This is a genomic window from Pseudomonas putida, assembly GCF_026625125.1.
In the GTDB taxonomy this organism is placed as follows: domain Bacteria; phylum Pseudomonadota; class Gammaproteobacteria; order Pseudomonadales; family Pseudomonadaceae; genus Aquipseudomonas; species Aquipseudomonas putida_X.
On the sequence record NZ_CP113097.1, the window covers coordinates 5,739,074 to 5,764,139 of the forward strand.

Below are 25,066 nucleotides of genomic sequence, written 5' to 3' on the forward strand. Positions count from 1 at the left end.
GCTTCGCGGGTTTACCCGCGACGGGGCGGCACAGTCACCCTATCACTCTGTTGTATACCCATGCCCCCTATTCCCCATATCGTTCAGCGCGTCATCGAACTGCTCAAACGCTACCCCGGCATCATCGCGCTCGGCGGTTTTCTCTCCGGTATCGGCAGCTTCATTCTGGTCGACCGTCAGGCCAGCCTGGCCAGCTGGATCGCCATTCTCATGCTGGTCAGCTGGATCTGGCTGATGCTGGAAAACACCCTGACAGGCCTGTTCGCCCGCACCTTCAACCGGGAAATTCCTCAGCCGCTGCTGCGCTACGCGACGCAGATGATTCACCAGGAAAGCCTGTTCTTCGTACTGCCGTTCTTTTTCATCACCACCACCTGGAACAGTGGCCAACTGGTGTTCACCGGCCTGCTCGGTGCAGCCGGGCTGGTTTCGATCGTCGACCCGCTGTACTACAAGTGGCTGGCACCGCGGCGCTGGCTGTTCATGGCGCTGCACACCCTCACCCTGTTCGCCGCACTGCTGACGGCACTGCCGATCATCCTGCACCTGACCACTGCACAAAGCTTCAAGCTGGCACTGGTCGCCGCCATGGTGCTGTCGTTCCCAAGCCTGGCCAGCAGTTTCCCGATCAACACCTGGCGCCGTGGCGTGGCGCTGGTGATGATGACCCTGGCGGTGGGCGGCGGCGGTTGGTTATTGCGCTCGTGGGTACCACCGGCCACCCTGTGGATGACCGAAGTGGCGGTCAGCACCGAGGTATCGAACCGCCAGCCCGGTGAATCGCTGGATGAAGTAGCCGCCAGCCGCATTCGCAGCAGCGGCCTTTATGCCTACACCGCCATCAACGCACCGCGTGGCCTCAACGAGCGCATTTACCATGTGTGGCAGAAGGATGGCAAAGAAGTGGACCGTATCGCCCTGGACATCCATGGCGGGCGCAAGGAGGGCTACCGCGCGTGGACCCACAAGCAGAACTTCCCGCCTAACCCTGCGGGTAAATGGCAAGTTCGCGTGCTGACCGAAGATGGCCAAGTGATCGGTGTGCTGCGCTTCAAGGTGGTAGACGACGCGCCGGCGAAGCAATAAGCGCTCGTGGGCGAGCCGGCTTGCCGGCGATGGGCCGCAACGCGGCCCCACAACACTCAGCACATTCTCAACAAACCCCGCCATGCCTGCTGCGCTATGATCAGTCTCTACGCCTGTCAGATGCATGGAGCTTATGACCACCCCCAGCGCCACCCTGGATACCAGTAGCCAACCGGCCTGCCTGCGCATTGTCGGTGACTGGACCCTGGCCCACTACGCCAGCCTCAAGCGTGACAGCGAACGCCTGCGCACCCAGTACGGTGCCGATGCCGTAGCCGACCTCAGCCAACTGGGCCAGCTCGATACCGCCGGTGCCTCGCTGCTGGCTGAGCTGCTGGGCTCTGAGCGCCTGTCGCACTGCACTCAAGGGCTGCCCGATGCCAGCCGCGCCCTGCTCAAGAACGTCTACTGCTCGGTTCAGGACTACTGCATCCCGGTTAAGGAACCTGAGCGCCATGTACTGCTTCTGCTACTGGAGCGCATCGGCCGCGCGGTCAATACCTTGTGGCAAGACACCCTGCAGCTGCTCGGCTTCATCGGCCTGATCCTCGAAACCCTGCTGCGCCGGGCCCTGCAACCGCATCGCTGGCGGCTCACCCCGGTTGTCTCGCACATCGAGCAGACCGGCCTGGACGCCGCGCCCATCGTCGCGTTGCTGACGTTTCTGGTAGGCGCGGTGGTCGCCTTCCTCGGGGCGACCGTGCTGGCCGATTTCGGCGCAACCGTATTCACTGTCGACCTGGTGGCGTTCTCGTTCCTGCGCGAATTCGCCGTGTTGCTCACGGCCATCCTGATGGCCGGCCGCACAGCCAGTGCCTTCACTGCGCAGATCGGCTCGATGAAGGCCAACGAGGAAATCGATGCCATCCGAACCCTGGGCCTGAACCCGATCGAGCTGCTGGTCGTACCCCGGGTGTTGGCGCTGCTGGTCTCGCTGCCGCTGCTGACCTTCGTCGCGATGATCTGCGGCATCGTCGGGGGGGCTGTCGTCTGCGCGCTTTCACTGGATATCTCGCCGGCCATGTTCCTCTCGCTGCTGCAAAGTGACATCGGTGTGCAGCACTTTCTCGTCGGCCTGGCCAAGGCACCCTTCTTTGCGTTCCTGATCGCGGCCATTGGCTGCCTGGAAGGCTTCAAGGTCAGTGGCAGCGCTGAGTCGGTAGGCGCCCACACCACCTCCAGCGTGGTTCAGTCGATCTTCGTGGTCATCGTACTGGATGCAGTGGCCGCATTGTTCTGCATGGAGATGGGCTGGTGAGTGAGCAGAAGGCAGTGATCCAGGCGCGGGGCATCTGCAACCGCTTCGGCAGCCAGAGCGTGCACGAGAACCTCGACCTGGACCTTTACCGCGGTGAAATCCTGGCCGTGGTTGGCGGTTCGGGCAGCGGCAAGTCGGTGCTGCTACGCAGCATCATTGGGTTAAGGCTGCCGAATGAAGGCCAGATCAAGGTGTTTGACCAAGACCTGGCCGGCCTGCATGAAGAGCAACGCTCATTGGTCGAACGACGCTTTGGTGTGCTGTTCCAGAAGGGAGCGCTGTTTTCCTCGCTGACCGTCACCGAGAACGTCGCGTTACCGCTGATTGAGCATGCAGGCCTGTCGCGCGCCGATGCAGAACATCTGGCCGGGGTGAAGCTGGCCTTGGCCGGCCTGCCGATTTCGGCCGCAGACAAATACCCCTCTTCACTGTCTGGCGGCATGATCAAGCGCGCCGCACTGGCCCGTGCACTGGCCCTGGACCCGGACATCCTGTTCCTTGACGAACCCACTGCCGGCCTCGACCCAATCGGCGCTGCCGCCTTCGACCAGCTGATCCTCACGCTGCGCGATGCCCTGGGCCTGAGCGTGTTCCTCATTACCCACGATCTGGACACGCTCTACACCATCACTGACCGCATTGCGGTGCTGTCGCAGAAGAAAGTGCTGGTTGCAGGCCCGCTGGCCCAAGTCGCAAAGACCGACGACCCGTGGATTCACGATTACTTTCACGGCCCACGCGGGCGGGCGGCTGAACAGGCCGCCAGCCGTGCCGGGCAGGAGCGCTGAACGATGGAAACCCGAGCTCATCACGTCCTCATCGGCCTGGTCACCGTGCTGGTGGTGGCCGGTGCCATGCTGTTTGGCCTGTGGCTGACCAAGTCCAGCGTCGACGACGCGTTCAAGGACTACGAAGTGATCTTCAACGAAGCCGTTTCAGGGTTGTCCCGCGGCAGCCCCGTGCAATACAACGGCATCAAGGTCGGTGACGTGACCAGCCTGCGCCTGGACCCCAAGGACCCGCGCCGGGTGCTGGCCCGGGTTCGCCTGAGCGGCGATACGCCGGTCAAGGAAGACACTCAGGCGAAACTTACCCTCGCCGGCGTCACCGGCAACTCATTCATCCAGCTCAGCGGCGGCACACCGAAAAGCCCCGAGCTCAAGGGAGAGAACGGCAAGTTGCCGGTGATCATCGCCTCGCCCTCGCCCATCTCGCAATTGCTCAATGACAGCAGCGACCTGGTAACCAACATCAACCTGCTGCTGCACAACGCCAACCAGATGTTTTCGGAAACCAATATCGACCGCCTGAGCAACACCCTGGCCAACCTGGAACAGACCACCCGTGCGTTCACCAACCAAAAAGGTGGCATTCCCCAGGTCATGGATCAGCTGGCGCAGGTCGGCAAACAGGCCAACGCCACGCTGGCCGAAACCCAAGCGCTGATGCGCAATGCCAACACCTTGCTCGGCACCCAGGGCAAGCAGGCCATCGGCAGCGCCGAGCAGGCCATGCAATCGCTGGCCGCCAGCACTGCGACCATCAACAGCCTGCTCAATGACAACCGTGAGTCCATCGACGACGGCGCGCAAGGCCTCAACCAGCTGACACCGGCCATTCGCGAACTGCGTGAAACCCTCAACTCACTCAAGGGCATTTCCCGGCGCCTGGAAGCTGACCCCAGCGGCTACCTGCTTGGCCGCGACAACAACAAGGAGTTCCAGCCATGAAGCTGTCGCTGCGCCTGCTGGCCCTGACGGCCGCGCTGAGCCTGTCTGCCGCCTGCTCGATACTGCCGCAGCAGGAGCCTGTGGATATCTACCGGCTTGCGGTCAACCAGCCCAGCCACAGTGCGACACCGGTGCCTTGGTCGTTACGCTTGAACAAGCCGCTGGCAAGTGAAGTGCTGGCCGGGCCACGCATCGCGGTGATCCCCGAGGGCAACGTGGTCAGCAGCTACAAAGGCGCCCGCTGGAGCGACCCGGTGCCGTTGCTCGTCCGCAACCGCCTGCTCGATGGCTTCCAGCGTGACGGGCGTGTGCAGCGCCTGAGCGCCGACGACAGCAACCTGCAGGCCGATTACGAACTGGCCGGTGAGCTGCAGGCGTTTCAGAGCGAGTACCAACCGAACGGTACGGTGGAGGTCGTGATCCGCTATGACGCGCGTCTGGTTCAGGGGCGCAGCCAGCGAATCCTTGCCAGCAAGCGCTTCGAGGTACGTCAGCCGCTGGCAGATCCACAGGTATCGGCCGTGGTGGCCGGCTTCGGCGCGGCCAACGATCGACTTGTCGCGCAGGTGGTGAACTGGACCGTTGCGCAAAGCGATCAGGCTCAGGCAAAGAACCAGTAGCAGACCAGGATGGCAGCAATGACACCGGACAGTTCGGCCAACAAGGCGCAACCGACTGCATGGCGTACGCGCTGGATGCCGACAGCGCCGAAATACACCGCCAGCACGTAGAACGTGGTTTCAGTGCTGCCCTGAACGGTGGCCGCTACCAGTGCCGGGAAGCTGTCCACGCCATGGGTCTGCATGGTCTCGATCAGCATCGCCCGCGCCGCACTGCCGGAGAACGGCTTGACCAATGCGGTTGGCAAGCCTTCGACGAAGCGGGTGTCCATGCCCATCCAGTTCACCACATGGCGAATGCCATCCAATGCCAGCTCCAGGGCACCGGAGGCGCGCAGCACACCAACGGCGACCAGCATGGCCACCAGGTAGGGCAACAGGCTCTTGGCCACGTCGAACCCTTCCTTGGCGCCTTCGACGAAAGCTTCATACACCTTCACCCGCTTCAGCGCACCGATCACCAGGAACAGCATGATCACCCCAAACAGCGTGAGGTTGCCGAGTACGGATGAGAGGCTGGCCAGCGCCGCAGCCGACAGGGTACCGAGGAAGGCCATGAAGCCGCCCAGCAACAGCGCACCCGGGATCATGTAGGCGAGCACCACCGGGTCCCACAGGCGCAAGCGCTGCATCACCGCCACCGACAGCAGCCCGACCAGGGTCGAGACGCTGGTCGCCAGCAGGATCGGCAGGAACACCAGGGTCGGGTCAGTAGCGCCCTGCTGGGCGCGGTACATGAAGATGGTCACCGGCAGCAGGGTCAGCGATGAGGCATTGAGCACCAGAAACAGGATCTGTGCATTGCTCGCGGTGGTGCTGCTGGGGTTGAGCTCCTGCAGGGCGCGCATGGCTTTCAGGCCGATCGGCGTAGCGGCGTTGTCCAGGCCCAGGCCGTTGGCAGCAAAGTTCATGGTGATCAGGCCCAGTGCCGGGTGCCCGGGCGGTACTTCTGGCATCAGCCGGGCGAATAGCGGGCCAAGCACTTTGGCCAGCCATTCCACGATACCGGCCTGTTCTGCGATCTTGAGGAAACCCAGCCAGAGGGTAAGGGTGCCGAACAGCAGGACCATGACTTCGACCGACAGCTTGGCCATGGCGAAGATGCTTTCGACCATCGCCGCGAAAATGCCGGCATTGCCGGCCAGCAGCCATTGGGCCAGGGCCGATACGGCCGCCACCAGGAAAAAGCCAAGCCAAAGGCCGTTCAGCATCCGTGTGTTCCCCCTGAAAAGTGCCTGAATGATAACGCACCGACGGCTGCTTTAGCCTGCGTTGGCGATATCACCGGTTCGCTGACGATATGGACCAGACAGACAGCAAAAAGCCCCGAATAAATCGGGGCTCATTGTGCGACGCGTCAGGTTCAGCGCTTGGCGGTCTCGCCAACCAGCGCCGCTTCCTTCTTGTCGGCGATCAGCGAGGCGTAGTACTGCTCGCCCTTGGCGGCGTCGTACATGCCTTCCCAACGCGCGATCACCAGTGCAGCCAGGGCATTGCCGACCACGTTCAGCGCGGTACGCGCCATGTCCATGATGCGGTCGACACCTGCGATGAAGGCCAGGCCTTCCAGCGGGATGCCCACGCTGCCCAGGGTCGCCAACAAGACCACGAACGATACGCCCGGCACACCGGCAATACCCTTGGAGGTCACCATCAGGGTCAGCACCAGCAGCAATTGCTGGCTCCAGGACAGGTCAATGCCGTACAGCTGGGCGATGAAGATCGCCGCGATGCTCTGGTACAGGGTAGAGCCGTCGAGGTTGAACGAGTAACCGGTCGGTACCACGAACGAGCAGATCGACTTCGGTGCACCGTACTTTTCCATCTTCTCGATGACGCGCGGCAGCACGGTCTCGGAGCTGGACGTGGAGTAGGCCAGGATCAGCTCATCTTTCATGATGCGCATGATCTTGATTACCGAGAAGCCGAACAGGCGGGCTACAAGGCCCAGCACCATGAAGGCGAAGAAGGCGATGGCGAAGTACACCAGCAGCACCAGCTTGGCCAGCGGCAGCAGCGAGCTGAAACCGAAGTTGGCGACCGTCACGGCGATCAGGGCGAATACGCCGATCGGGGCGTAGTTCATGATCATGTGGGTGACCTTGAACATGGTCTCCGACACGCCCTGGAAGGTGCGCACCAGTGGCTCGCGCAGGTCTGCCTGGAGGCTGGAAAGGCCCAGGCCGAACAGCACCGAGAAGAAGATGATCGGCAGCATCTCGCCACGCATCAGCGCCGCGAAGATGTTCGACGGAATCAGGTTCAGCAGGGTTTCGATGAACGCATGCTCATGCTGCACCTCGGCGGCGGTCGCCTGGTACTTGGAGATGTCCACGGTGCCCAAGGTGCTCATGTCGATGCCGGCGCCCGGGTGGAACAGGTTTGCCAGGACCAGGCCGACAACGATGGCGATTGTCGTGACCACCTCGAAGTAGATGATGGTCTTCAGGCCGATGCTGCCCAGTTTCTTCGCATCGCCAACCCCGGCGATGCCCACGATCAGCGAAGAAATCACGATCGGGACGACGATCATCTTGATCAGGCGAATGAAGATGTCACCGGCGGGCTGGAGAACGTTGCTGATCCACCATGCCTTTTCCGCACTGAAATGGTTCAGTAGCGCGCCGATTGCAACGCCCAGGACCAGACCGATGACGATCTGCCAGGCGAGGCTCAGTTTTGCCTTCTTCATGTCTTTACCCTTTGTTCTAGTGGTCACGGGCACCGACCGGAAAAGCACGTAACAGAGCCGTTGGCAACGTCACGGGCATCGTACAGCTTCCGTCCGGAGGCCTCATGTAAGGACACCGCAAGCGAGCGACAAGGCGCTCGGGCCAGCGAAAAGGCGGCAACTATTGCGATGGGCACGGACGAAATCTAATGCCGGAAGCGCATACCCCATACCGTTTCGGCATAGTGAAATGCGACAAAATGAGGCATTCGCAAGTCATTGATTTATAACGTTCGGAAACCCGAACAAGATCAAACCGCCAGATTTAGGCCGATTTGGCAGTGTGCAGAAGCGGGCATTGATGGCCTGTTCGACAATCCGAATGGCCGAAATGACACTTGGCCATGACCGGCCTGGAGGCAAAAAAAATGATGTGCGGTCGAGACAAAATGTGTCTCAAAGAGAAAAAGCTGAAAGGTGGGCTTTGAAACGAGGATGGCATCTCGGAAGCCAGGCCAGGTTTGAGTGGGAAAACTCTGTCCTGACCTGAACCTCCGATTTTGCCTTGCCTGACCCGGCCCATTATTGGAGGTACTCCCTGTACCCCTAGGCCACTCCGATCCTGCAACAATCAGAACAGCCCGGCCCCTTGGTCATGTGCAACCCCTCCTCGGGGCGGCGCATCATAGAAGCGAGAACTATAGAAAGGTTCCGCTTCTATTACGTGACAGTGCGCGACCTATCGTCCCTGACACTCAGTACCAGTTCGGGTCACGCTTGAGCTGTTCCTTCAGCATCGCCTGCATGCCTTCGTCCGGCTCACCCAGCCAACGATACTGCGCATGGCGGGTGGGAGACTTGTCGCTCGGCAGGCCTTCGGGGACCTCTACCAGCATTCCGTAGGCGTCATCCTTGTCCCAGCTGAACGCTACGATCAGGCGTTTGTAGGTGCAGTTGTCCTTGGATTCACACAGCGGGCCGACGAGGTATTTATCACCATCCTCGGTCACTGCAGACATCTGCTCCTGCGCACTGCCCGTCAGGTTGATCACCCAGTCGGGCAGGCGTTCCTCGCCTTCGATCGCGTCCTGCCAGGTTTCCCGGTATTCAGGGTCAGAACCAAGCAGCTGGTCGACCCTGACCTGGCCATCATTGGCCGCCATCGCCAGTGCGCTGCTACCCAACAGCAGGGCCGCAGCGATGGCGTTGCAGAGCTTCCTGCTCATCGTCAACCTCGACCACGTCCAAAGAAGAAGGAGGCTACGAACAGGACCAGGAAGACAATGAACAGGATCTTCGCGATACCCGTGGCAGCGCCGGCGATACCACCGAAGCCCAGTACAGCGGCGATGATGGCGATGATGAGGAAAGTGATAGCCCAACTCAGCATGATGCTTCTCCTTTCTTTTTTGAAATCGATCCGGCCGCTGTCAAAACTGCAGCGCCTTAAAATACCCAGCGTTGCTGGGGCACTACTTTTTCAACGGTGGCTGGCGAGGTATTGGCAGAAGGCAGCGTTTGGGCTGTCCTCACCAAAGTAGTGGCACGTGTCGCCTGGATCTGCGCTATCAGCGCAGTCTGCGCCGCAACCTGCTCAGTCAGTCGCGCGGTCTGCCAGCTGTAGTAAAAAAGGCCTGTGGCCAAAGTCAGCAGCAACGCCATCCCAAGTAACAGGAACTGGCGCAGTGGCAGTGCGGCGATCTGCGAACGGTTGACGGATTGGCGGTTCATGCCGGCTTCTCCTGCTGTAATTTTTCTATTCAAACCTGAACAGGTAATTGCAGCCTGCATGCCAGCCTTTCAATTTCAGATAAATCCTTATAAATCAGTAAGTTACATATCAATAGAGTTAAGCTGAAGGACGTATCCTGCACGATACCCGCCGTGGGGTCGTGCGTATTGCACGATTCATCCTTCAACCTTGGTGGCCACCTTCAGCAGATCGGCGTCCACCCCCCGCACTCCAATGATCTGGCGCGCGATCTCGACAGCGATGGTTTTCTGCTCGCTGCTGACCACCTCACCGGACAGCCGCACCATGCCTTGATCACTGGCTACCCGAATGTTCAGCCCATCAAGGTTGCGGCTGAAGCGCAAGCTGGTCTGGATCTTGTCGATCACCCAACTGTCGGTTGGCTGCGCCGCGGTGGACACCCCCACAGGCGTTTCGCGAGCCTGGGCCATGGCAGCCGAATCCAGACTGACCAGGTTGTTGACCAGGTACACACCGTCCGTGGTACGCGCTATCACACCGGCCAGGTCCTTGGCTTCAGCGCTGTCGACCTTGCCGCGCAGGGTAATCACACCCTCACTGCTCTGCACCTCGATAGGCGCCTTCTCTGTCGTACGGCTCCACAACAGCCGCGCACGGATGACGGCAGCCAATGTGGCATCCTCAAGACGCTGAGCGTAAGCCCTCAATTCGAGCGGGCGCTCTACCAGGCCGGGGTTGACCTGCAACTGGTTGTCTATCTGTTCGATGCCCCGAGTGGCCTGCGCGACGTGTTCGGCCAGCTGACGCTCGACCTCATTCTCGACCTCCCCTGTCAGGCGTGCCCGCTTTCCATCCACCTCGACTTCGATGCGAAACGGGTTGAGCATGCGATTGAGCGCCAGCGCCGTCTGCAACGAGCCCTCCAGGCGCGCGTCCTGAAGCGGATCAGCGAACGCTGGGCCGCAAATGGATAACAGGCTGGCTGCCAACACAGCCGTTCGAGTGGTAAAGGACATGACTGCACTCCTTCTGTAGGCTAAATCCACGAATCATCGCAACCAATGTGCCACCGCAATGCTCTAAGGCAATCATTGAGATACGCGGGTTCACGGCATTCTTTGGCCATTGGCTAGCATGCATAGGACAGAATCCTTCAGAATTGACCATGCAACTTGCCCGATTTTTCCCACACTAAATGAAGATCTTTCCCAAAGGAGCGCTGGAAATGGAATCAGCCCAGGACAACCAAGGCCGTATTCTGCTCGTGGATGACGAGTCCGCGATCCTGCGTACCTTCCGCTACTGCCTCGAAGATGAGGGCTACAGCGTGGCCACGGCCAACAGTGCCGCGCAGGCCGAAGCCTTGCTCCAGCGCCAGGTGTTCGACCTGTGCTTCCTCGACCTGCGCCTGGGTGAAGACAACGGCCTGGATGTCCTGGCACAGATGCGCATTCAGGCACCGTGGATGCGGGTGGTGATCGTCACGGCGCATTCGGCCATCGACACTGCGGTCGACGCGATTCAGGCCGGTGCCGCCGACTACCTGGTAAAACCCTGCAGCCCCGACCAGTTGCGCCTGGCCACTGCCAAGCAGCTGGAAGTCCGCCAGTTGTCGGCACGCCTGGAGGCGCTCGAAGGTGAAATACGAAAGCCCAAGGACGGCCTGGACTCGCACAGCCCGGCAATGATGGCCGTGCTGGAGACCGCACGCCAGGTGGCGACCACCGATGCCAACATCCTCATCCTTGGCGAATCGGGCACCGGCAAGGGCGAACTGGCCCGCGCGATTCACAGCTGGAGCAAGCGCACACGCAAGGCTTGCGTGACCATCAACTGCCCGTCGCTGAACGCCGAGCTGATGGAGAGCGAACTGTTCGGCCACACCCGCGGCGCGTTCACGGGCGCCAGTGAAAGCACGCTGGGCCGCGTCAACCAGGCCGATGGTGGCACGCTGTTCCTCGACGAGATCGGCGATTTCCCTCTGACATTGCAGCCCAAATTGCTGCGTTTCATCCAGGATAAAGAGTATGAGCGGGTGGGCGACCCTGTCACCCGGCGCGCCGATGTGCGCATCCTCGCGGCGACCAACCTGAACCTGGAAGAGATGGTCCGCGAAGGCCGCTTCCGTGAGGACTTGCTCTACCGCCTGAACGTCATCACCTTGCACCTGCCGCCCCTGCGCGAGCGCAGTGAGGACATCCTTACCCTGGCCGATCGCTTCCTCGCCCGGTTCGTCAAGGATTACGCGCGACCTGCGCGCGGCTTCAGCGACGAAGCCCGCGCCGCACTGCTCAATTACCGCTGGCCGGGCAATATTCGCGAACTGCGCAACGTGGTCGAACGCGCCAGCATCATCTGCCCCCAGGAGCGCGTGGAAATCGTCCACTTGGGTATGGGCGAGCAACCGGCAAGCAACGCGCCCCGTGTAGGTGCGGCGCTGAGCCTGGATGAACTGGAGCGGGCCCACATAGGCGCGGTGCTGGCAGCCAGTGACACACTGGACCAGGCCGCCAAGACCTTGGGTATCGATGCCTCGACCCTGTACCGCAAGCGTAAGCAGTACAACCTATGAGATGGCCGATGAAGCTGCGTACGCGGCTCTTCCTCAGCATTTCAGCGCTGATAACAGTCGCTCTGCTGGGCCTGATGCTGGGTTTGGTCAGCGTCTTGCAAATGACCGCCGCCCAGCAAGCGTCGGTGCACAATACCACCCATGTTCTGGAAATAGGCTTGAAGCTACGGCAGAACCTGGGCGAGCAGCTGATGCTGATCCTCGATGCGCAAACTTCGCCCCAGAGCCTGCGAGCGCTGCAAGACAATTTCCAGGACCTGCTTGACCAAGGGCTCGCACAAGGCGGTGAACGTACCGGCTTCAGCAAGGCCAGCAGCAACTACCAGGCCTTCCTGAGTGCCTATCGCCAAAGCCCTGCCCCGGCAAACAGCATGGGTGCCGACCAGCCACTGGGCGCCGCGTTCAACCAGGTGCGCACCGACCTGATCGATTCGCACAAGCTTGCCATCGATTACATCACCCGCAGCGAACAGATGTCACGCGACCGCGCTTTGCTGGTCAGTGGTGTACTCGGCCTGACGGGCTTGGTTGTGCTGATGCTCGGCTTCTTTACCGCACACAACATCGCCCGCCGCTTCGGGCAACCCATCGAAGCCTTGGCCAAGGCCGCAGATCAACTCGGCCAAGGTAACTTCGATGTCACCTTACCCGTCAGCCAAGCCATAGAAGTCAACCAGCTGACCCGCCGCTTCGGGGTGATGGCAGAGGCGTTGCGCAAGCACCAGGAGACCAATGTCGATGAACTGCTGGCTGGCCAACAACGCCTGCAGGCTGTGCTCGACAGCATCGACGATGGCTTGCTGATCATAGACCGCCAAGGCCACCTGGAGCATCTCAACCCAGTCGCCCAGCGCCAGCTCGGCTGGAGCAACAACCGCCTGGGCAGCCCTTTGGCAGAAGCGCTGCAGCGCCCAGAGCTGGAGCAACAGCTGCGTCAGGTGCTGCGTGGCGGCAGCCTGGACCGTCCACCTGAGGACCTGAGCATAGAGGTCGATGACGAGTCACGCTTGCTGTCCTACAGCCTGACCCCGGTCAGCCACCCGCAAGGGCCGATCCTCGGCGCCGTGATGGTGCTGCACGATGTGACCGAGCAGCGCGCGTTCGAACGTGTGCGTAGCGAATTCGTGCTGCGCGCCTCACATGAACTGCGTACGCCGGTCACCGGCATGCACATGGCCTTCGGCTTGCTGCGAGAACGCGTGAAGTTTCCACCGCAGGCGCGTGAAAATGACCTGATGGAGACCATCAGCGAGGAAATGCAACGCCTGACCCAGCTGATCAACGACCTGTTGAATTTCTCTCGCTACCAGAGCGGCCTGCAAAAACTCGAACTCGCCCCCTGCGCCATCGACGAACTGCTCGAACGTGCCCAGGTACGGTTCAGCGAGCAGGCATCGGTCAAGCAGATCGAGCTGATCAAGGCGCTGGAGCCACCGCTGCCTCGGATCCAGGCCGACATCGCCCAACTGGATCGGGTGCTCGACAACCTGCTGCACAACGCCATTCGGCATACCGCCAGCGGCGGGCGAATCCGTCTCCATGCGCGACGCCACGCGGAACGCGTCATCATCAGCGTGGAGGACAATGGCGAAGGCATTGCCTACGGACAGCAGGGGCGCATTTTCGAACCCTTTGTGCAGGTCGGGCGCAAAAAGGGCGGGGCCGGGCTGGGGCTGGCATTGTGCAAGGAAATCGTGCAATTGCACGGCGGCCGCATGGGGGTCTTCTCCCGGCCTGGACAGGGGACGCAGTTCTACATGGCCCTTCCGGTCTGACGCTTGAGCTGAAGGTCGTTGGGGGCAACGCCTGGCCGGCCCCTGCACGTTCGCTCAAGGTTCATCGTCTAGCCGCGGCCTTCGGACCTGCCGCCCTCGCGTCACCAGCTCGACGAACTGCCGGGCATTGAGCGGATGGGCGAACAGCCAGCCCTGGCCATAGTTGACACCTTCACTGTTGAGCAGCACCGCCTGGGCCTCGCACTCTATGCCTTCGGCTATCACCCGCAGATGCAGGTCATGGGCCATGCGAATGATATGAGGCGCCACACCACTGCTGGCAGCATCATGCCCAAGCGCGTCGATGAAAGCCTTGTCGATCTTCAGGCAGTCCACCGGTAAGGTCTGCAGATAAGCCAGGCTGCAGTAGCCAGTGCCGAAGTCATCGATCAACACCTGATGCCCCACCGAGCGAAGCGCTTGCAGGTTGTCACGGGCCACCACCACATCGATCAGCCCCCGTTCGGTAACCTCGAAGGCGATCTGGCTGGCAGCCACCCGGTGCAGTGCCAGCAACCGCGCCGCCACCCGGCCAATGCGCGGGACCATCACGTCACAGGCGGCCAGGTTCACCGAGATATAAAGGTTGCGGTGCGAACGCAGCAACTGGCCAAGTTGCTCCAGTACCCGTTGCAGCACGAAATCGGTGATCTGGCGAATCTGCCCGGTATTTTCGGCCAGCGGAATGAACAGGTCCGGGCTGGTCAGGGTCCCGTCCGGACGCCGCCAGCGCACCAGCGCCTCAGCGCCAACGCAGCGCCGGCTGTCGAGTTCGATGATCGGCTGATAAAGCACCTGCAGTTCACCACGGCGCAGCGCGTTCTGCAGCTCGGAACTCATGGAGCGCCGCTGCAGGATCAGTTGCAACACCAGCCAGCCGATACAACAGGCAGCCAGAACACTACCGGGGAACAGCAACCAGAGCATGCCGTTCATCCTCAGTGGCAGGCTGGCACGCGGAGCGATCAGCACCAGCTGGTAATCGGGCGACTTGGTCGGCATTCGATAGACAAGGCGGTCGTGCAGTTCGAACAACGAGTTGCCGCTGGGTGGCGGCCAATGCTCAGCGGGCGGCCAGACTTGTGGCGGGCCCAGCACGGGTATCGCTCTGGTGCCATTGTCCAGCACCACCAACAGGCTACCGCCCGGCGGCAGGTCAACCACGTCGGTCAAGTGCCCGCGCGAGGTAGAGACCAGGAAATTGCCGCGTGCAAGCATCAACGCGGCAAGGTTCTCGTTGGGTTCGGTGGTGGTATTGAGCCAATAGCTGTAGGTCGGGCCCTGGATGTCCGGCGCCCGCGTGGGCACGAAAGCGCGTGCCCCGCCGCGGTTGGAGCAGGCGACGTTGACGTCTACATACGCCGCCTCATAAATGAAACGCGAGCCCAGCCCAACCTGCTGCAACAACGCCAGCATCGCCGGGCTGCATCCGCGCAATGGCTGCGCCTGCAGGTCATCGACCCCCTCACGCAATTGGCCGAAAACCTGCTCGAGGCGGTCAAGAAAACGCTCGCCCTGAGCATTCATCTGCGCACTCTCGCTCTGCTTCATCTGCTGCAGCGCAATACCGATACTGGCAGTCAGCAACACGGCGGCGCTGGCCAACGCTGCCAAAGAGGCCAGCATCCAGGGACGGTAAAAAAATTGGCGCAACGCAGTTATCAGAGCCGACATGGGCAGCATCCAGTTGATATACAGGGTATAGCAACTGAATGGCGTATTGGCTTGGCCGTTTGGCGGAGCCCAGGGCGCGAAGGTTCAGCGCTTGCGGTTGAGCACTTGCAGCATGGCGGCTGTCTGCGCATCGGGCAGCCCGTCGAAGTGCTGTGGCCGGAAACGCATCTGGAACGCCGCAATGACATGGCGGGTAGCGACATCGAGCTGCCCGGTCTGTTCGATGGCGTAGCCGAAGCGTGCCAGTTCTTGCTGGTACCAGCCTATGCTCGGCGGGTTGACGTTGAAATACGCCTGCTGGCGCGCCACGGCGTCGGGCTCTGGCCATACCCCAAGCCCCGCATCGGCCAGACGCTTCCAAGGGAACAGCGGCCCCGGGTCCAGTTTGCGCAAGGGTGCGATATCACTGTGGCCAACGATATGGCTAGGGTCGATGTTGTTACGTTTGACGATGTCCTTGAGCAGCGCGATCAGAGACTGAATTTGCGCTTCGCTGTAGGGGTACCAGACTCGCCCGTTGGGCGTGGTGTCGAAGCCTGGGTTGACGATCTCGATACCGATCGAGCTCGAATTCAGCCAGGTTCGCCCCTGCCATTGGCTGTCCCCGGCATGCCAGGCACGGCGGCTTTCATCGACCAGTTGATACACCGTGGCCGGGCCATCTCCGATCAGGTAGTGGCTGCTGACCTCGCCGTGGGTCAGCAGCGCCAGCGAGCGCTCCAGCGAGGCATTGGTGTAATGCAGCACGACGAACTGGATGCGGTTGTCCTGGTTGGCCGAGGGGTGGCTGCGGTCGATACGCAGGCCGGTCGAACAACCGGCCAGAACGATTAGCAAAAATGCAGTGAACAACGCTTTCATGGAAGAAGCCAGGGTGGTTAGCCAGTGACGCTCTAGCATAACGTATGCGCCCCCGGCTCACCCGCTCAGCTTTGTTCCACCCGATTACGGCCCAGGTCCTTGGCCCGGTACAGCGCCGCATCCGCACGCTTGAGCACCTGATCACCGCGCTCACCCGAGCGGAATGCGCTCAAACCGATGGAGGCAGTGATCACCACCCGTTCGCCCTTGAAATGGAACGGACACGCTTCGATCGCGGCACGCAGCACCTCGGCCACTTGGGCAGCGACGGTGGGTGAGGTCTGCGCCAGTAACAGTACGAACTCCTCGCCGCCGAACCGGGCGATGAAATCGCGCGGACGCAGGCGCTTGCGCAACTGGTCAGCGACGATCTTCAGCACCTTGTCACCCGCCAGATGGCCATAGCTGTCATTGATGCGCTTGAAGTGGTCCAAGTCCAGGATCGCCATCGCCAAATGGCCGCCGTTCTCCTGCCAGGCCTGCATTTCGCGCTCTACCTGCTCGCTCCAGGCCGCACGATTGGGCAGCCCGGTCAGCGGGTCGATCAATGCCTTCTGCCGCTGTTCCTCAAGGTGTTCGCGGTAGCCGAGGGCCTCTTGCTCCATGTTGGCGACGCGCTCGGCCAAGCCCTGTAGTCGCCCGGCGAGCTCCTGTTCGCGACGGTCACGCTCATGCTGATGCTCATCCATCGTGCCCAGCAGCCCTTCCAGGCGGTTCTCGAGAATGTGCTTGAGGCTGTCCACATCGACTGCCCCTTGCACGCTGCTTTGCAGGCCATCGACCTGCTCACGCAGCTGGCTGTCCAGTTCGCGAGCAGCAGAACTGTTGTCGGCATGACCGGCACTGGCTTCATGAAGGTGGCTCTGGAAGCTTTCCAGGCGCTCATTGAGCTGCTGCAGGTAAGTCTCGAATTCGTGCTGCCCGCTGTCGGTGATCGCCAGCATGAGCACGGCCAGGTCATCGAGCACCGGGATCAGCTCGTACCAGTTCAGCCCCCGCGCCACGCGCTCGCGCATCTGCAGTGCCTGGGCTTTGTGGCGTTCCGGCAGGCTGAGGTCATCGAGCAGGCCGATCAGGGTTTGCTCGATATGCGCGGCAACCTGGCTGTAGGGCGGCTCGACTGCGTCAGGGAGCGAATAGGGCCCGTCTTCGCCGAAGGTTTCTTCCAGGGGTTTCAGCGCTTGTGGCTCATCGGCCTGCAGTGGCAGCTCGGCCCGAACGCCTTCGGGGCGCTGCGGCTCCTCAGCGCAGTCGGGTGCGACATCGTCCATTGCTGGGGCCGATGCCGGCGGCTCAGGTTCGCTTGGGGCGGGCGGTGCGGCAACAGGCGTTGCAGGCACCACAGGTTCGGGGTGATCAACCTCAGGCGCTGCCAGCGGCTGGAGCTCGTCGATATCCCGGGGTGGCAGATCAACCAGGACCGGCCCGTCCGGCAATGGCTGCAGTTCAGGCTCAGCGATCGCAGAAGGGGCCGATGGCTCCACAGCGCTCCCACCTGGTTCGCTATCGCGGTTGCCGAACAAACGTTGCAAAAAGCCCGGCCTGGCCTCCTCATCCGGCCTGTCCAAAGAGGACAGCGCCCTCCCCTGCAAACCGCTCAGCTCTGCGAGCAGCGGCGGCAGCTCGCGCGACTGGCTGACGCCGCCGTCGAGTTTCTTCGCCAGTTTCTTGAGCGACCGCGTCACGTCACCGGACAACGGCAGGCCTTGCAGCTGCGTCACGAGCGCAGTCAGGGCATCGCTGACCTGGTTCATGCGGGTTTCGCGGCGCTGCTCGGAGTCGAGCACGGCCTTTTCAAGACGCGGGATCAACCCGGCAAGGCCAGCATCCATGTCGTCGCGGCGAATGACCTCACGCATTTCCTTCATGCACTGGTCCACTGCCTTGTCGCTGCCTTCAGCGGCCAAGGTACTGCGCACCAGGCCTCGACGCAGCAGGTCAAGCCGCGCGGCCCATCGCCGCTCCAGCTTCTCCTGCTGTTCGATGCTTTTAAGGTATTTTTCTTTCCAGCGCTCGGCTTCTTCGGTCATGCCTGGATCCGCAACGGGTGATGCATCGGTGGGCTGTGGTTACACGCTGTCGGCGCACGGCGGGAACTCTTGAATGCTCCATGGCCTTTTGCTGATCTAGCTCAGGACCGGAAGCGTATCCACAGTCAATGCATCAGGCAATCGGATCTCTACGGCGACCGGGAGATGGTCGGAAATAGGCTGGGCCAGTACCTCGACCCGCTCCAGGGTCAGGCTCGGGCTGAGCAGGATGTGGTCCAGGCAACGCTGCGGGCGCCAGCTGGGAAAGGTCGCTTCGACCTGCGGGGCGATCAGGCCCAGATCACGCAGGGGGGAATGGTCGAGCAAGTCATTGGCATGGGTATTCATGTCGCCCATCAGAACCTGGTGGCGGTATCCACCGATCAGTTCACGGATGTAGGCGAGCTGGCGAGCACGGGTCTTGGCACCCAGCGCAAGATGCATCATGACCACGATCAGGGCGTCCTCGCCTTCACCGAAGCGCACCAGGATCGCACCGCGACCGGAGGGGCCGGGCAGAGGATGATCTTCCAACAGGTGCGGCTTGAGGCGGCTGAGTACGCCGTTGCTGTGCTGGGCGAAATGCCCAAGGTTACGGTTGAGCTGCTGGTACCAGTAAGGGAAGCCCCCCAACTGGGCCAGGTGCTCCACCTGGTTGACGTAACCGGAACGAAGGCTGCCGCCATCGACCTCCTGCAAAGCCACCAGGTCGAAATCGTTGAGCAGGTCGCCGATTTTCTGCAGATTGCCGGCGCGCCCGGTGTGCGGCAGCAGGTGCTGCCAGCTGCGGGTCAGGTAATGCCGATAGCGTTCGGTACTGATGCCGACCTGGATATTGAAGCTGAGCAGCCGCAGGCGACCATCTTCCGGCAGGCCATTGGCCTGCAGATGATGCTCGTTGACCTGCGGCTGGTGCAGGCCAACACCACGCGCGGTTCTGAACCGGGGCATGGGTTCGCCGCTTACTTAGCGGCGCGCTCCTTGTCGATCAGCTGGTCGGCGACATTCAGCACGCCTTCCGGGCCTTTAGCGGTGCCGAGGTCAAAACGGTACTTGCCGTTCACCACCATGCTAGGTACGCCAGTGATTTCGTACTTTTTCGCCAGCTCCTTGGCCTGATTGACCTGGCCCTTGATGGCGAACGAGTTGAAGGTGGCGAGGAATTTATCCTTGTCGACGCCTTGGGTGGCGAGGAAGTCAGCCATGTCGTCGGGATCGGTCAGGCGCTTGTGCTGGTTCTGGATGGCATCGAACACCGCAGCGTGAACCTTGTGCTCCACGCCCATGGCTTCGAGGGTCAGGAACATCTGGCCGTGGGCATCCCATGGCCCGCCGAACATCGCCGGCACGCGTTTGAAGTTAACGTCCTTCGGCAGTTTTTCAACCCAAGGGTTGATCACCGGTTCGAAGTGGTAGCAATGAGGGCAGCCGTACCAGAACAGCTCGACCACTTCGATCTTGCCGGGAACGGACACCGGAACAGGGTTGCTCAGCTCGAGGTATTCCTTGCCGGCTGTGGCAGGCTCCGCAGCCTGAACGGCGGACATACCGAATACGCTGGCGGCGACCAGCGCAGCGCTGAGAATCAGTTTACGCATGCTTTACTCCTGAGCAGTCTTTGGTCGCCTCTACACGACCTGTATTGAGACAGGTCGGGACGGGCCCGAGTTCTGTAGTGTACCGGCTGCGGACCGAAAAAAGGGCGGTCCGCGCCGCCCTTTCATCTTTAGCGTTGCAGCATTAACCGAATGTTAATGCGCAGCTATCTCAGTGAAGGCCCTGGATATAACTGGCCAACGCTTCGATATCATGGTTGCTCAGCTTGCCGGCTATGGTCCGCATGGTCATGGCATCACCATCATTGGTGCGGTTGCCCTCGCGGAAGTCGGTGAGCTGCTTGGTCACGTATTGCGAATGCTGGCCACTCAGGTGCGGGAAGCCGGCCAGCGCGATGCCTGCGCCATTGGGGGAGTGGCAACCGGTGCAGGCAGGCATGCCTTTTTCCAGATCGCCACCATTGAACAGCGCCCGGCCACGCTCGACCAACTTGGGGTCGGCGGCGCCGACGCTGCCTTTCTGGCTGGCGAAGTACGCGGCGATGTCGGCCAGGTCCTGATCGTTGAAGTTGGCCAGCATGCCGGTCATCTCCAGCACGGTACGCTTGCCGGACTTTATGTCATGCAACTGTTTTTCGAGATAGCGCTGGCCCTGGCCGGCCAGTTTGGGGAAGTTGGGCGCCAGGCTATTGCCGTCGGGGTTGTGGCAGGCACCACAGATGGCGGTTTTGGCCTGGCCGGCGGCGGCATCGCCTTTGATAGTTTCTGCAGCAGTGGCCGCACCTGCGACGCCCATGGTCAACAGCAGACTCACGACTAGTTTGTTCATCAGCTAATCCAACACGGCTAAGGGTGAAATGTTATGTATCGGGACTGCCGCTCATCCAAAGGATGACCAAACGGTAGTCCTCGGCACTGCAGTCCATGCACAATCCACGCGGCGGCATAGCCTTGAAACCCTGAGTCACATGAGCCGTGAGCACCTCCATGCCTTGCGCCAGCCTTGGCTCCCAAGCTGCCCGGTCACCCTTCCTGGGCGCCTGTGGCAACTGTCCGGCGTGACAGGCCGCACACGTGCGGTTGTACAACGCCTCGGGATCCTGTGTAGCCTGTGCGCTGAAAAACGGCAGGAACATACCGACAGCTAGCAGCCATTTCGCCATGCGAAACGACCTGACAGGGTTGGGGGACGCGCTGCGTTCTGATGCGCGAGCTATTGTTCGACACCCCATGCCCGTTCTCCTTCGCTGGGAGAATGAGCACACAAATACTGGGGCATTATATACTTCCGCCATCCAAACGGAAACGACACCGCTTGCCGGCCTAGGCTTTGGCAACACCCACATCGGATATCCCATGCAAGTCAAGAACCCCATCCTCGGCCTCTGCCAGAAAGCCACCTTCGCCCTCAGCGCTGCCAAGGTCGAACAATGCCCGGACGACCAGGGTTACGAGGTGGCTTTCGCCGGCCGCTCCAACGCCGGCAAATCCAGCGCCCTGAATACCCTGACTCATGCCAGCCTGGCGCGAACCTCGAAAACCCCAGGGCGCACCCAGCTGTTGAATTTCTTCAGTCTGGACGATGAACGGCGTTTGGTCGACCTGCCCGGTTACGGATATGCAAAAGTCCCGATCCCGCTCAAGCAGCACTGGCAGCGTCACCTGGAGGCCTACCTGGGCAGCCGCGAATGCCTGCGCGGCGTCATCCTGATGATGGATGTGCGCCACCCGATGACCGACTTCGACAAGATGATGCTCGACTGGGCCCGGGCAAGCGGCATGCCGATGCACATCCTGCTGACCAAGGCCGACAAGCTGACCCACGGCGCAGGCAAGAACACACTGCTCAAGGTGCAGTCGGAGATCCGCAAAGGTTGGGGGGATGGCGTGACCATCCAACTGTTCTCGGCACCCAAGCGCCTGGGGCTGGAAGAGGCCTACAAAGTGCTGGCGGGCTGGATGGAGCTGGAAGACAAGCCGGTAGCCTGAGGCGACTTCATCGCCGGCAGGCCGGGTTGCTCACCCTGTGGGCGCCGGCTTCCTGGCGAAGGCCGGCATCGCCAGGGCAAATTCCGGGCAAAAAAAACCCCGGACTTCGTATGGGGAGGGGGAAGTTCGGGGTTCAAGTCTGGACCGCTAGGGCGGGGTCCAGGTATCTGCCAACACTTAACACAACATAGGAGCATCGAAGGGCTTCACCAGCCATTCAGTTACTCTGAGTCCCGCTTCACCGGTTTAGTTCCAGAGCCCTCAAAACTATTTGCGATAGTTTCATGAAACCGTGGTACTAGTGGCATCGAGCCATGCCAGGATCCGCGTCACTGCAACCCGGATCCTACACAGGTTTCTCTGCTCAATCAGTGAGCTTCGTCCCAATTCGAACCAACGCCAACCTCGACCAGCAGCGGTACATCCAGTTGCGCGGCCTTACTCATGTGCCCGCGAATTTCATCTTTCACCTGCTCGACCAGGTCCTCGCGCACTTCAAGCACCAGTTCGTCGTGGACCTGCAGGATCACCCGCGCATCGAGGCCGCTTTCGCTGAGCCAGTTGTCCACGTTGACCATTGCCCGTTTGATGATGTCGGCGGCGGTACCCTGCATCGGGGCGTTGATCGCCGTGCGCTCGGCGCCCTTGCGCAGGGCCGGGTTCTTGGCGTTGATGTCCGGCAGGTAAAGCCTGCGGCCGAACAAGGTCTCGACGAAGCCTTGCTCGGCAGCCTGGGCCCGGGTGCGTTCCATGTAGGCCAGGACGCCCGGGTAGCGGGCAAAATAGCGGTCGATGTAATCCTGCGACTGCTTGCGGTCTACGCCGATCTGCTTGGCCAGGCCGAAGGCGCTCATACCGTAGATCAGGCCAAAGTTGATGGCTTTCGCACTACGACGCTGATCGGTGGTGACCGCTTCCAGGGCCACGCCAAACACTTCCGCCGCCGTGGCACGGTGCACATCCAGATTGTTGCGGAAGGCATGCAGCAGGCCTTCGTCCTTGGCCAGATGGGCCATGATGCGCAGTTCGATCTGCGAATAATCCGCCGCCAGCAACTTGTAGCCCGGGCTGGCGATGAACGCCTGGCGGATACGCCGGCCTTCGGCGGTACGGATAGGGATATTCTGCAGGTTAGGGTCGCTGGACGACAGGCGCCCGGTGGCGGCCACGGCCTGCTGGTAGGACGTATGGATACGCCCGGTTCGCGGGTTGATCTGGCCCGGCAACTTGTCGGTGTAAGTGCTCTTGAGCTTGCTCAGGCTGCGGTACTGCATCAGTACCTCCGGCAACGGGTAGCCTTGCTCGGCCAACTCGTCCAGTACCGCTTCGGCCGTGGATGGCTGGCCCTTGGCGGTCTTGCTCAGCACCGGCATGCCGAGCTTGTCATAGAGAATAGAGCCGAGCTGTTTGGGCGAACCGAGGTTGAATGCCTCACCCGCCAACTCATAGGCCCGACGCTCGAGGTCGGCCATTTTGACGCCCAACTCCCCGCTCTGAATCTGTAACAAGGCAGCATCAACCAGCGCGCCCTGGCGCTCGATCTTGGCCAGCACCGGCACAAGCGGCATCTCGATATCCATCAGCACCGGCTGCACGCTCGGGGTCTGCGCAAGGCGGGCCTGCAGCGCCTGATGCAAGCGCAGGGTAATGTCGGCGTCTTCGGCAGCGTAAGGGCCGGCCTTGTCCAGGTGGATCTGGTTGAAGGTCAGCTGTTTGGCGCCTTTGCCGGCGATGTCTTCGAAAGCGATGGTGGCGTGGTCGAGGTACTTCTGCGCCAGGCTGTCCATATCATGACGGGTCGCAGTGGAGTTGAGCACATACGATTCAAGCATGGTGTCATAGGCCACGCCCTGGATGTGGATCGCCGGCGAGCCATTGGCAAGGATGTTGATATCGTACTTGGCGTTCTGCCCTACCTTTGCCTTGGCCGGGTCTTGCAGAAGCGGCTGCAACGCCAGCAACACGGCTTCGCGATCCAGCTGCAGCGGCGCGCCTTCGTAGTCGTGAGCCAACGGTACGTAAGCCGCTTCATGGGGTTCGACAGCGAAGGACAGGCCGACCAGCTGCGCCTTTTGCGCATCGAGGCCGGTGGTCTCGGTGTCGAAGGCGAACAGCGGTGCCTGACGCAGCTTCTCCAGCCAGGCGTCGAAGCGAGCCTGATCGAGGATGGTTTCGTAGTTGGGCTCGACCTTGGCCGCAGGCGCCTGCACGGGTGCAACTTCATCGCCGGCCCTGGCCGCGTCCCGCTGCACGTCGGCGATCCAGCTCTTGAATTCCATCTCGGTATAAAGCGCCAGCAGTGCTTCACGGTCCGGCTCGCCGCACACTAGCGCATCTACCTCGATATCCAGCGGCACGTCGACTTTGATGGTCGCCAGTTCGTAGGACAGGAACGCCGCATCACGGTGCTCTTCGAGCTTGGCCGGCAGGGTCTTGGCGCCACGGATCGCCAGCGCCGGCACCTTGTCCAGGTTGGCGTACAGGTCGCTGAGGCCGCCACCGATGCCGGTCAGCAGCCCAACGGCGGTTTTTTCACCGACCCCAGGTACGCCCGGGATGTTGTCGACCTTATCGCCCATCAGGGCGAGGAAGTCGATGATGTGCTCCGGGCCGACGCCAAACTTCTCATGCACGCCAGCTACATCCAGCACACTGCCGGTCATGGTGTTGACCAGGGTAACGTGGCCGTCTACCAGCTGCGCCATGTCCTTGTCACCGGTCGAGATGATCACTGGGCGCCCCTTTGCCGCACTGCTGCGCGCCAGCGTGCCGATCACGTCGTCGGCCTCGACCCCCTCGACGCACAGCAGCGGGTAACCCAAAGCCTTGACGCTGGCATGCAGCGGCTCCACCTGTACCCGCAGGTCGTCTGGCATGCTGGGGCGGTTGGCCTTGTACTCGGCGAACATGGCATCGCGGAAGGTACCGCCCTTGGCATCGAACACCACGGCGAACAGGCTGTCGGGGTATTGCTTGCGCAGGCTCTTGAGCATGTTCAGCACACCCTTGACCGCGCCGGTGGGCATGCCCTTGGAAGTGGTCAACGGCGGCAGCGCGTGGAAGGCGCGGTAAAGGTAGGAGGAACCGTCCACCAGGACGAGGGGCGCTTGGCTCATGAGCAGAATCAACCTTTTCGGCGGGTCCGGAGCTAGAATAGCCGGATCAATGACGACAAAGGGACAAGGTTATCATGCGTACACTCAATCGCCTGTTACTGCTCGGCCTGTTGGCAACCATGCCTGTCGTCACCCTGGCAGCGGATGACGCTCCCTCGGCAGATCCCGAGGTAACCATTCGCACCGAAGGCGATAAAACCATCCAGGAATACCGGCAAAACGGCTTCCTGTATGCGATCAAGATCACGCCGAAAAACGGCAAGCCTTATTTTCTGGTACGCGCCGATGGCTCTGATGGCAATTTCATTCGTTCCGACCAACCGGACATGCTGATCCCGTCCTGGAAGATCTTCGAGTGGTAATCTGACGCGTATCGTTCACATCAACCTGGCACTTCCCGGCGGAAGTGCCCGT

Annotated in this window: 23 protein-coding genes; 9 read left to right on the plus strand and 14 right to left on the minus strand. The window is 61.5% G+C overall.

Going from position 1 to position 25,066, the window contains the following annotated elements; translation table 11 throughout:
- Positions 1 to 60: 60 nt before the first annotated feature.
- The 5 genes from OSW16_RS26365 to OSW16_RS26385 all read left to right on the plus strand — a co-directional run bounded on the left by OSW16_RS26365 (position 61) and on the right by OSW16_RS26385 (position 4,694).
- Positions 61 to 1,086 (plus strand): DUF5924 family protein, encoded by a 1,026-nt coding sequence (locus OSW16_RS26365; protein WP_267819642.1) that lies wholly within the window; start codon positions 61 to 63, stop codon positions 1,084 to 1,086.
- Positions 1,087 to 1,210: 124 nt separating this feature from the next.
- Entirely contained in the window at positions 1,211 to 2,344 is a 1,134-nt protein-coding gene (locus OSW16_RS26370) for an ABC transporter permease (RefSeq protein WP_267819644.1), read from the plus strand.
- On the plus strand, positions 2,341 to 3,132 hold the full coding sequence (locus OSW16_RS26375; RefSeq protein ID WP_267819646.1) for an ABC transporter ATP-binding protein: 792 nt from the start codon (positions 2,341 to 2,343) through the stop codon (positions 3,130 to 3,132). The genes OSW16_RS26370 and OSW16_RS26375 overlap by 4 nt, the downstream gene beginning before the upstream one ends.
- A gap of 3 nt (positions 3,133 to 3,135) precedes the next feature.
- The gene (locus OSW16_RS26380; protein WP_267819648.1) at positions 3,136 to 4,074 is read left to right on the plus strand and encodes an MlaD family protein; all 939 of its coding nucleotides are present in this window, start codon (positions 3,136 to 3,138) and stop codon (positions 4,072 to 4,074) included.
- Positions 4,071 to 4,694, plus strand: coding sequence for an ABC-type transport auxiliary lipoprotein family protein (locus OSW16_RS26385; RefSeq protein ID WP_267819650.1), 624 nt, complete (start codon positions 4,071 to 4,073; stop codon positions 4,692 to 4,694). The genes OSW16_RS26380 and OSW16_RS26385 overlap by 4 nt, the downstream gene beginning before the upstream one ends.
- Here OSW16_RS26385 and OSW16_RS26390 read toward each other — a convergent pair.
- The 6 genes from OSW16_RS26390 to OSW16_RS26415 all read right to left on the minus strand — a co-directional run bounded on the left by OSW16_RS26390 (position 4,676) and on the right by OSW16_RS26415 (position 10,095).
- A complete protein-coding gene (locus tag OSW16_RS26390; protein ID WP_267819652.1) occupies positions 4,676 to 5,905 on the minus strand; it encodes a nucleoside recognition domain-containing protein in 1,230 nt (409 codons plus the stop codon). The two genes, OSW16_RS26385 and OSW16_RS26390, sit on opposite strands and share 19 nt — an antisense overlap.
- 152 nt (positions 5,906 to 6,057) lie before the next feature.
- Positions 6,058 to 7,386, minus strand: coding sequence for a glutamate/aspartate:proton symporter GltP (gene gltP / locus OSW16_RS26395; RefSeq protein ID WP_012316843.1), 1,329 nt, complete (start codon positions 7,384 to 7,386; stop codon positions 6,058 to 6,060).
- Positions 7,387 to 8,120: 734 nt separating this feature from the next.
- Complete coding sequence (locus OSW16_RS26400; RefSeq protein ID WP_267819654.1) at positions 8,121 to 8,591, minus strand: inhibitor of vertebrate lysozyme family protein; 471 nt, start codon at positions 8,589 to 8,591, stop codon at positions 8,121 to 8,123.
- Positions 8,592 to 8,593: 2 nt separating this feature from the next.
- Positions 8,594 to 8,755 carry a DUF1328 domain-containing protein gene (locus tag OSW16_RS26405; protein WP_008092060.1) on the minus strand — a complete coding sequence of 54 codons (162 nt, stop codon included), beginning with the start codon at positions 8,753 to 8,755 and terminating at the stop codon, positions 8,594 to 8,596.
- Positions 8,756 to 8,811: 56 nt separating this feature from the next.
- Positions 8,812 to 9,096, minus strand: coding sequence for a hypothetical protein (locus OSW16_RS26410; protein ID WP_267824138.1), 285 nt, complete (start codon positions 9,094 to 9,096; stop codon positions 8,812 to 8,814).
- Positions 9,097 to 9,273: 177 nt separating this feature from the next.
- Positions 9,274 to 10,095: a BON domain-containing protein gene (locus OSW16_RS26415; RefSeq protein ID WP_267819656.1), complete on the minus strand. Its 822-nt coding sequence runs from the start codon at positions 10,093 to 10,095 to the stop codon at positions 9,274 to 9,276.
- A gap of 209 nt (positions 10,096 to 10,304) precedes the next feature.
- On the opposite strand from OSW16_RS26415, the gene algB reads away from it, so the two are divergent.
- Together algB and OSW16_RS26425 are read left to right on the plus strand one after the other, a co-directional pair.
- Positions 10,305 to 11,651: a sigma-54-dependent response regulator transcription factor AlgB gene (gene algB, locus OSW16_RS26420; protein WP_241806789.1), complete on the plus strand. Its 1,347-nt coding sequence runs from the start codon at positions 10,305 to 10,307 to the stop codon at positions 11,649 to 11,651.
- Positions 11,648 to 13,426, plus strand: coding sequence for a KinB sensor domain-containing domain (locus OSW16_RS26425; RefSeq protein WP_267819658.1), 1,779 nt, complete (start codon positions 11,648 to 11,650; stop codon positions 13,424 to 13,426). Before algB ends, OSW16_RS26425 begins: the two co-directional genes overlap by 4 nt.
- A 54-nt stretch (positions 13,427 to 13,480) precedes the next feature.
- On the opposite strand, the gene OSW16_RS26430 is transcribed toward OSW16_RS26425, so the two are convergent.
- The 7 genes from OSW16_RS26430 to OSW16_RS26460 all read right to left on the minus strand — a co-directional run bounded on the left by OSW16_RS26430 (position 13,481) and on the right by OSW16_RS26460 (position 20,710).
- Positions 13,481 to 15,100, minus strand: coding sequence for an EAL domain-containing protein (locus OSW16_RS26430; RefSeq protein ID WP_267819660.1), 1,620 nt, complete (start codon positions 15,098 to 15,100; stop codon positions 13,481 to 13,483).
- Positions 15,101 to 15,184: 84 nt separating this feature from the next.
- Positions 15,185 to 15,961 carry an N-acetylmuramoyl-L-alanine amidase gene (locus OSW16_RS26435; RefSeq protein WP_267819662.1) on the minus strand — a complete coding sequence of 259 codons (777 nt, stop codon included), beginning with the start codon at positions 15,959 to 15,961 and terminating at the stop codon, positions 15,185 to 15,187.
- A 65-nt stretch (positions 15,962 to 16,026) separates the two neighbouring features.
- Entirely contained in the window at positions 16,027 to 17,991 is a 1,965-nt protein-coding gene (locus OSW16_RS26440; protein ID WP_267819664.1) for a GGDEF domain-containing protein, read from the minus strand.
- Positions 17,992 to 18,087: 96 nt separating this feature from the next.
- Positions 18,088 to 18,942 (minus strand): endonuclease/exonuclease/phosphatase family protein, encoded by an 855-nt coding sequence (locus OSW16_RS26445; protein WP_241806795.1) that lies wholly within the window; start codon positions 18,940 to 18,942, stop codon positions 18,088 to 18,090.
- Between the two features lie 11 nt (positions 18,943 to 18,953).
- Positions 18,954 to 19,589 carry a thiol:disulfide interchange protein DsbA gene (gene dsbA, locus OSW16_RS26450; RefSeq protein ID WP_267819666.1) on the minus strand — a complete coding sequence of 212 codons (636 nt, stop codon included), beginning with the start codon at positions 19,587 to 19,589 and terminating at the stop codon, positions 18,954 to 18,956.
- 169 nt (positions 19,590 to 19,758) lie between these two features.
- Entirely contained in the window at positions 19,759 to 20,376 is a 618-nt protein-coding gene (locus tag OSW16_RS26455; RefSeq protein ID WP_267819669.1) for a c-type cytochrome, read from the minus strand.
- 31 nt (positions 20,377 to 20,407) lie between these two features.
- A complete protein-coding gene (locus OSW16_RS26460; RefSeq protein ID WP_241806799.1) occupies positions 20,408 to 20,710 on the minus strand; it encodes a c-type cytochrome in 303 nt (100 codons plus the stop codon).
- A gap of 193 nt (positions 20,711 to 20,903) precedes the next feature.
- Between OSW16_RS26460 and yihA the strand changes: the two genes are divergently transcribed.
- Positions 20,904 to 21,536, plus strand: coding sequence for a ribosome biogenesis GTP-binding protein YihA/YsxC (gene yihA, locus OSW16_RS26465; protein ID WP_012316856.1), 633 nt, complete (start codon positions 20,904 to 20,906; stop codon positions 21,534 to 21,536).
- 368 nt (positions 21,537 to 21,904) lie between these two features.
- Here yihA and polA read toward each other — a convergent pair whose 3' ends face one another.
- A complete protein-coding gene (polA, locus tag OSW16_RS26470; protein WP_267819674.1) occupies positions 21,905 to 24,652 on the minus strand; it encodes a DNA polymerase I in 2,748 nt (915 codons plus the stop codon).
- 74 nt (positions 24,653 to 24,726) lie between these two features.
- Here polA and OSW16_RS26475 point away from each other — a divergent pair, with 74 nt between their 5' ends.
- Positions 24,727 to 25,014, plus strand: a complete 288-nt coding sequence (locus OSW16_RS26475) for a DUF2782 domain-containing protein (RefSeq protein ID WP_013970316.1) — start codon at positions 24,727 to 24,729, stop codon at positions 25,012 to 25,014.
- Positions 25,015 to 25,066: the final 52 nt, after the last annotated feature.

What these genes read in the sequence shown, in the direction of transcription:
- OSW16_RS26365 (WP_267819642.1), top strand. Translation starts at nt 61, where the DNA reads ATGCCCCCTATTCCCCATATCGTTCAGCGCGTCATCGAACTGCTCAAA.
- OSW16_RS26370 (WP_267819644.1), top strand. Translation starts at nt 1,211, where the DNA reads ATGGAGCTTATGACCACCCCCAGCGCCACCCTGGATACCAGTAGCCAA.
- OSW16_RS26380 (WP_267819648.1), top strand. Translation starts at nt 3,136, where the DNA reads ATGGAAACCCGAGCTCATCACGTCCTCATCGGCCTGGTCACCGTGCTG.
- OSW16_RS26385 (WP_267819650.1), top strand. Translation starts at nt 4,071, where the DNA reads ATGAAGCTGTCGCTGCGCCTGCTGGCCCTGACGGCCGCGCTGAGCCTG.
- OSW16_RS26390 (WP_267819652.1), bottom strand. Translation starts at nt 5,905, where the DNA reads ATGCTGAACGGCCTTTGGCTTGGCTTTTTCCTGGTGGCGGCCGTATCG.
- gltP (WP_012316843.1), bottom strand. Translation starts at nt 7,386, where the DNA reads ATGAAGAAGGCAAAACTGAGCCTCGCCTGGCAGATCGTCATCGGTCTG.
- OSW16_RS26400 (WP_267819654.1), bottom strand. Translation starts at nt 8,591, where the DNA reads ATGAGCAGGAAGCTCTGCAACGCCATCGCTGCGGCCCTGCTGTTGGGT.
- OSW16_RS26405 (WP_008092060.1), bottom strand. Translation starts at nt 8,755, where the DNA reads ATGCTGAGTTGGGCTATCACTTTCCTCATCATCGCCATCATCGCCGCT.
- OSW16_RS26410 (WP_267824138.1), bottom strand. Translation starts at nt 9,096, where the DNA reads ATGAACCGCCAATCCGTCAACCGTTCGCAGATCGCCGCACTGCCACTG.
- OSW16_RS26415 (WP_267819656.1), bottom strand. Translation starts at nt 10,095, where the DNA reads ATGTCCTTTACCACTCGAACGGCTGTGTTGGCAGCCAGCCTGTTATCC.
- algB (WP_241806789.1), top strand. Translation starts at nt 10,305, where the DNA reads ATGGAATCAGCCCAGGACAACCAAGGCCGTATTCTGCTCGTGGATGAC.
- OSW16_RS26425 (WP_267819658.1), top strand. Translation starts at nt 11,648, where the DNA reads ATGAGATGGCCGATGAAGCTGCGTACGCGGCTCTTCCTCAGCATTTCA.
- OSW16_RS26430 (WP_267819660.1), bottom strand. Translation starts at nt 15,100, where the DNA reads ATGTCGGCTCTGATAACTGCGTTGCGCCAATTTTTTTACCGTCCCTGG.
- OSW16_RS26435 (WP_267819662.1), bottom strand. Translation starts at nt 15,961, where the DNA reads ATGAAAGCGTTGTTCACTGCATTTTTGCTAATCGTTCTGGCCGGTTGT.
- OSW16_RS26440 (WP_267819664.1), bottom strand. Translation starts at nt 17,991, where the DNA reads ATGACCGAAGAAGCCGAGCGCTGGAAAGAAAAATACCTTAAAAGCATC.
- OSW16_RS26445 (WP_241806795.1), bottom strand. Translation starts at nt 18,942, where the DNA reads ATGCCCCGGTTCAGAACCGCGCGTGGTGTTGGCCTGCACCAGCCGCAG.
- dsbA (WP_267819666.1), bottom strand. Translation starts at nt 19,589, where the DNA reads ATGCGTAAACTGATTCTCAGCGCTGCGCTGGTCGCCGCCAGCGTATTC.
- OSW16_RS26455 (WP_267819669.1), bottom strand. Translation starts at nt 20,376, where the DNA reads ATGAACAAACTAGTCGTGAGTCTGCTGTTGACCATGGGCGTCGCAGGT.
- OSW16_RS26460 (WP_241806799.1), bottom strand. Translation starts at nt 20,710, where the DNA reads ATGGCGAAATGGCTGCTAGCTGTCGGTATGTTCCTGCCGTTTTTCAGC.
- yihA (WP_012316856.1), top strand. Translation starts at nt 20,904, where the DNA reads ATGCAAGTCAAGAACCCCATCCTCGGCCTCTGCCAGAAAGCCACCTTC.
- polA (WP_267819674.1), bottom strand. Translation starts at nt 24,652, where the DNA reads ATGAGCCAAGCGCCCCTCGTCCTGGTGGACGGTTCCTCCTACCTTTAC.
- OSW16_RS26475 (WP_013970316.1), top strand. Translation starts at nt 24,727, where the DNA reads ATGCGTACACTCAATCGCCTGTTACTGCTCGGCCTGTTGGCAACCATG.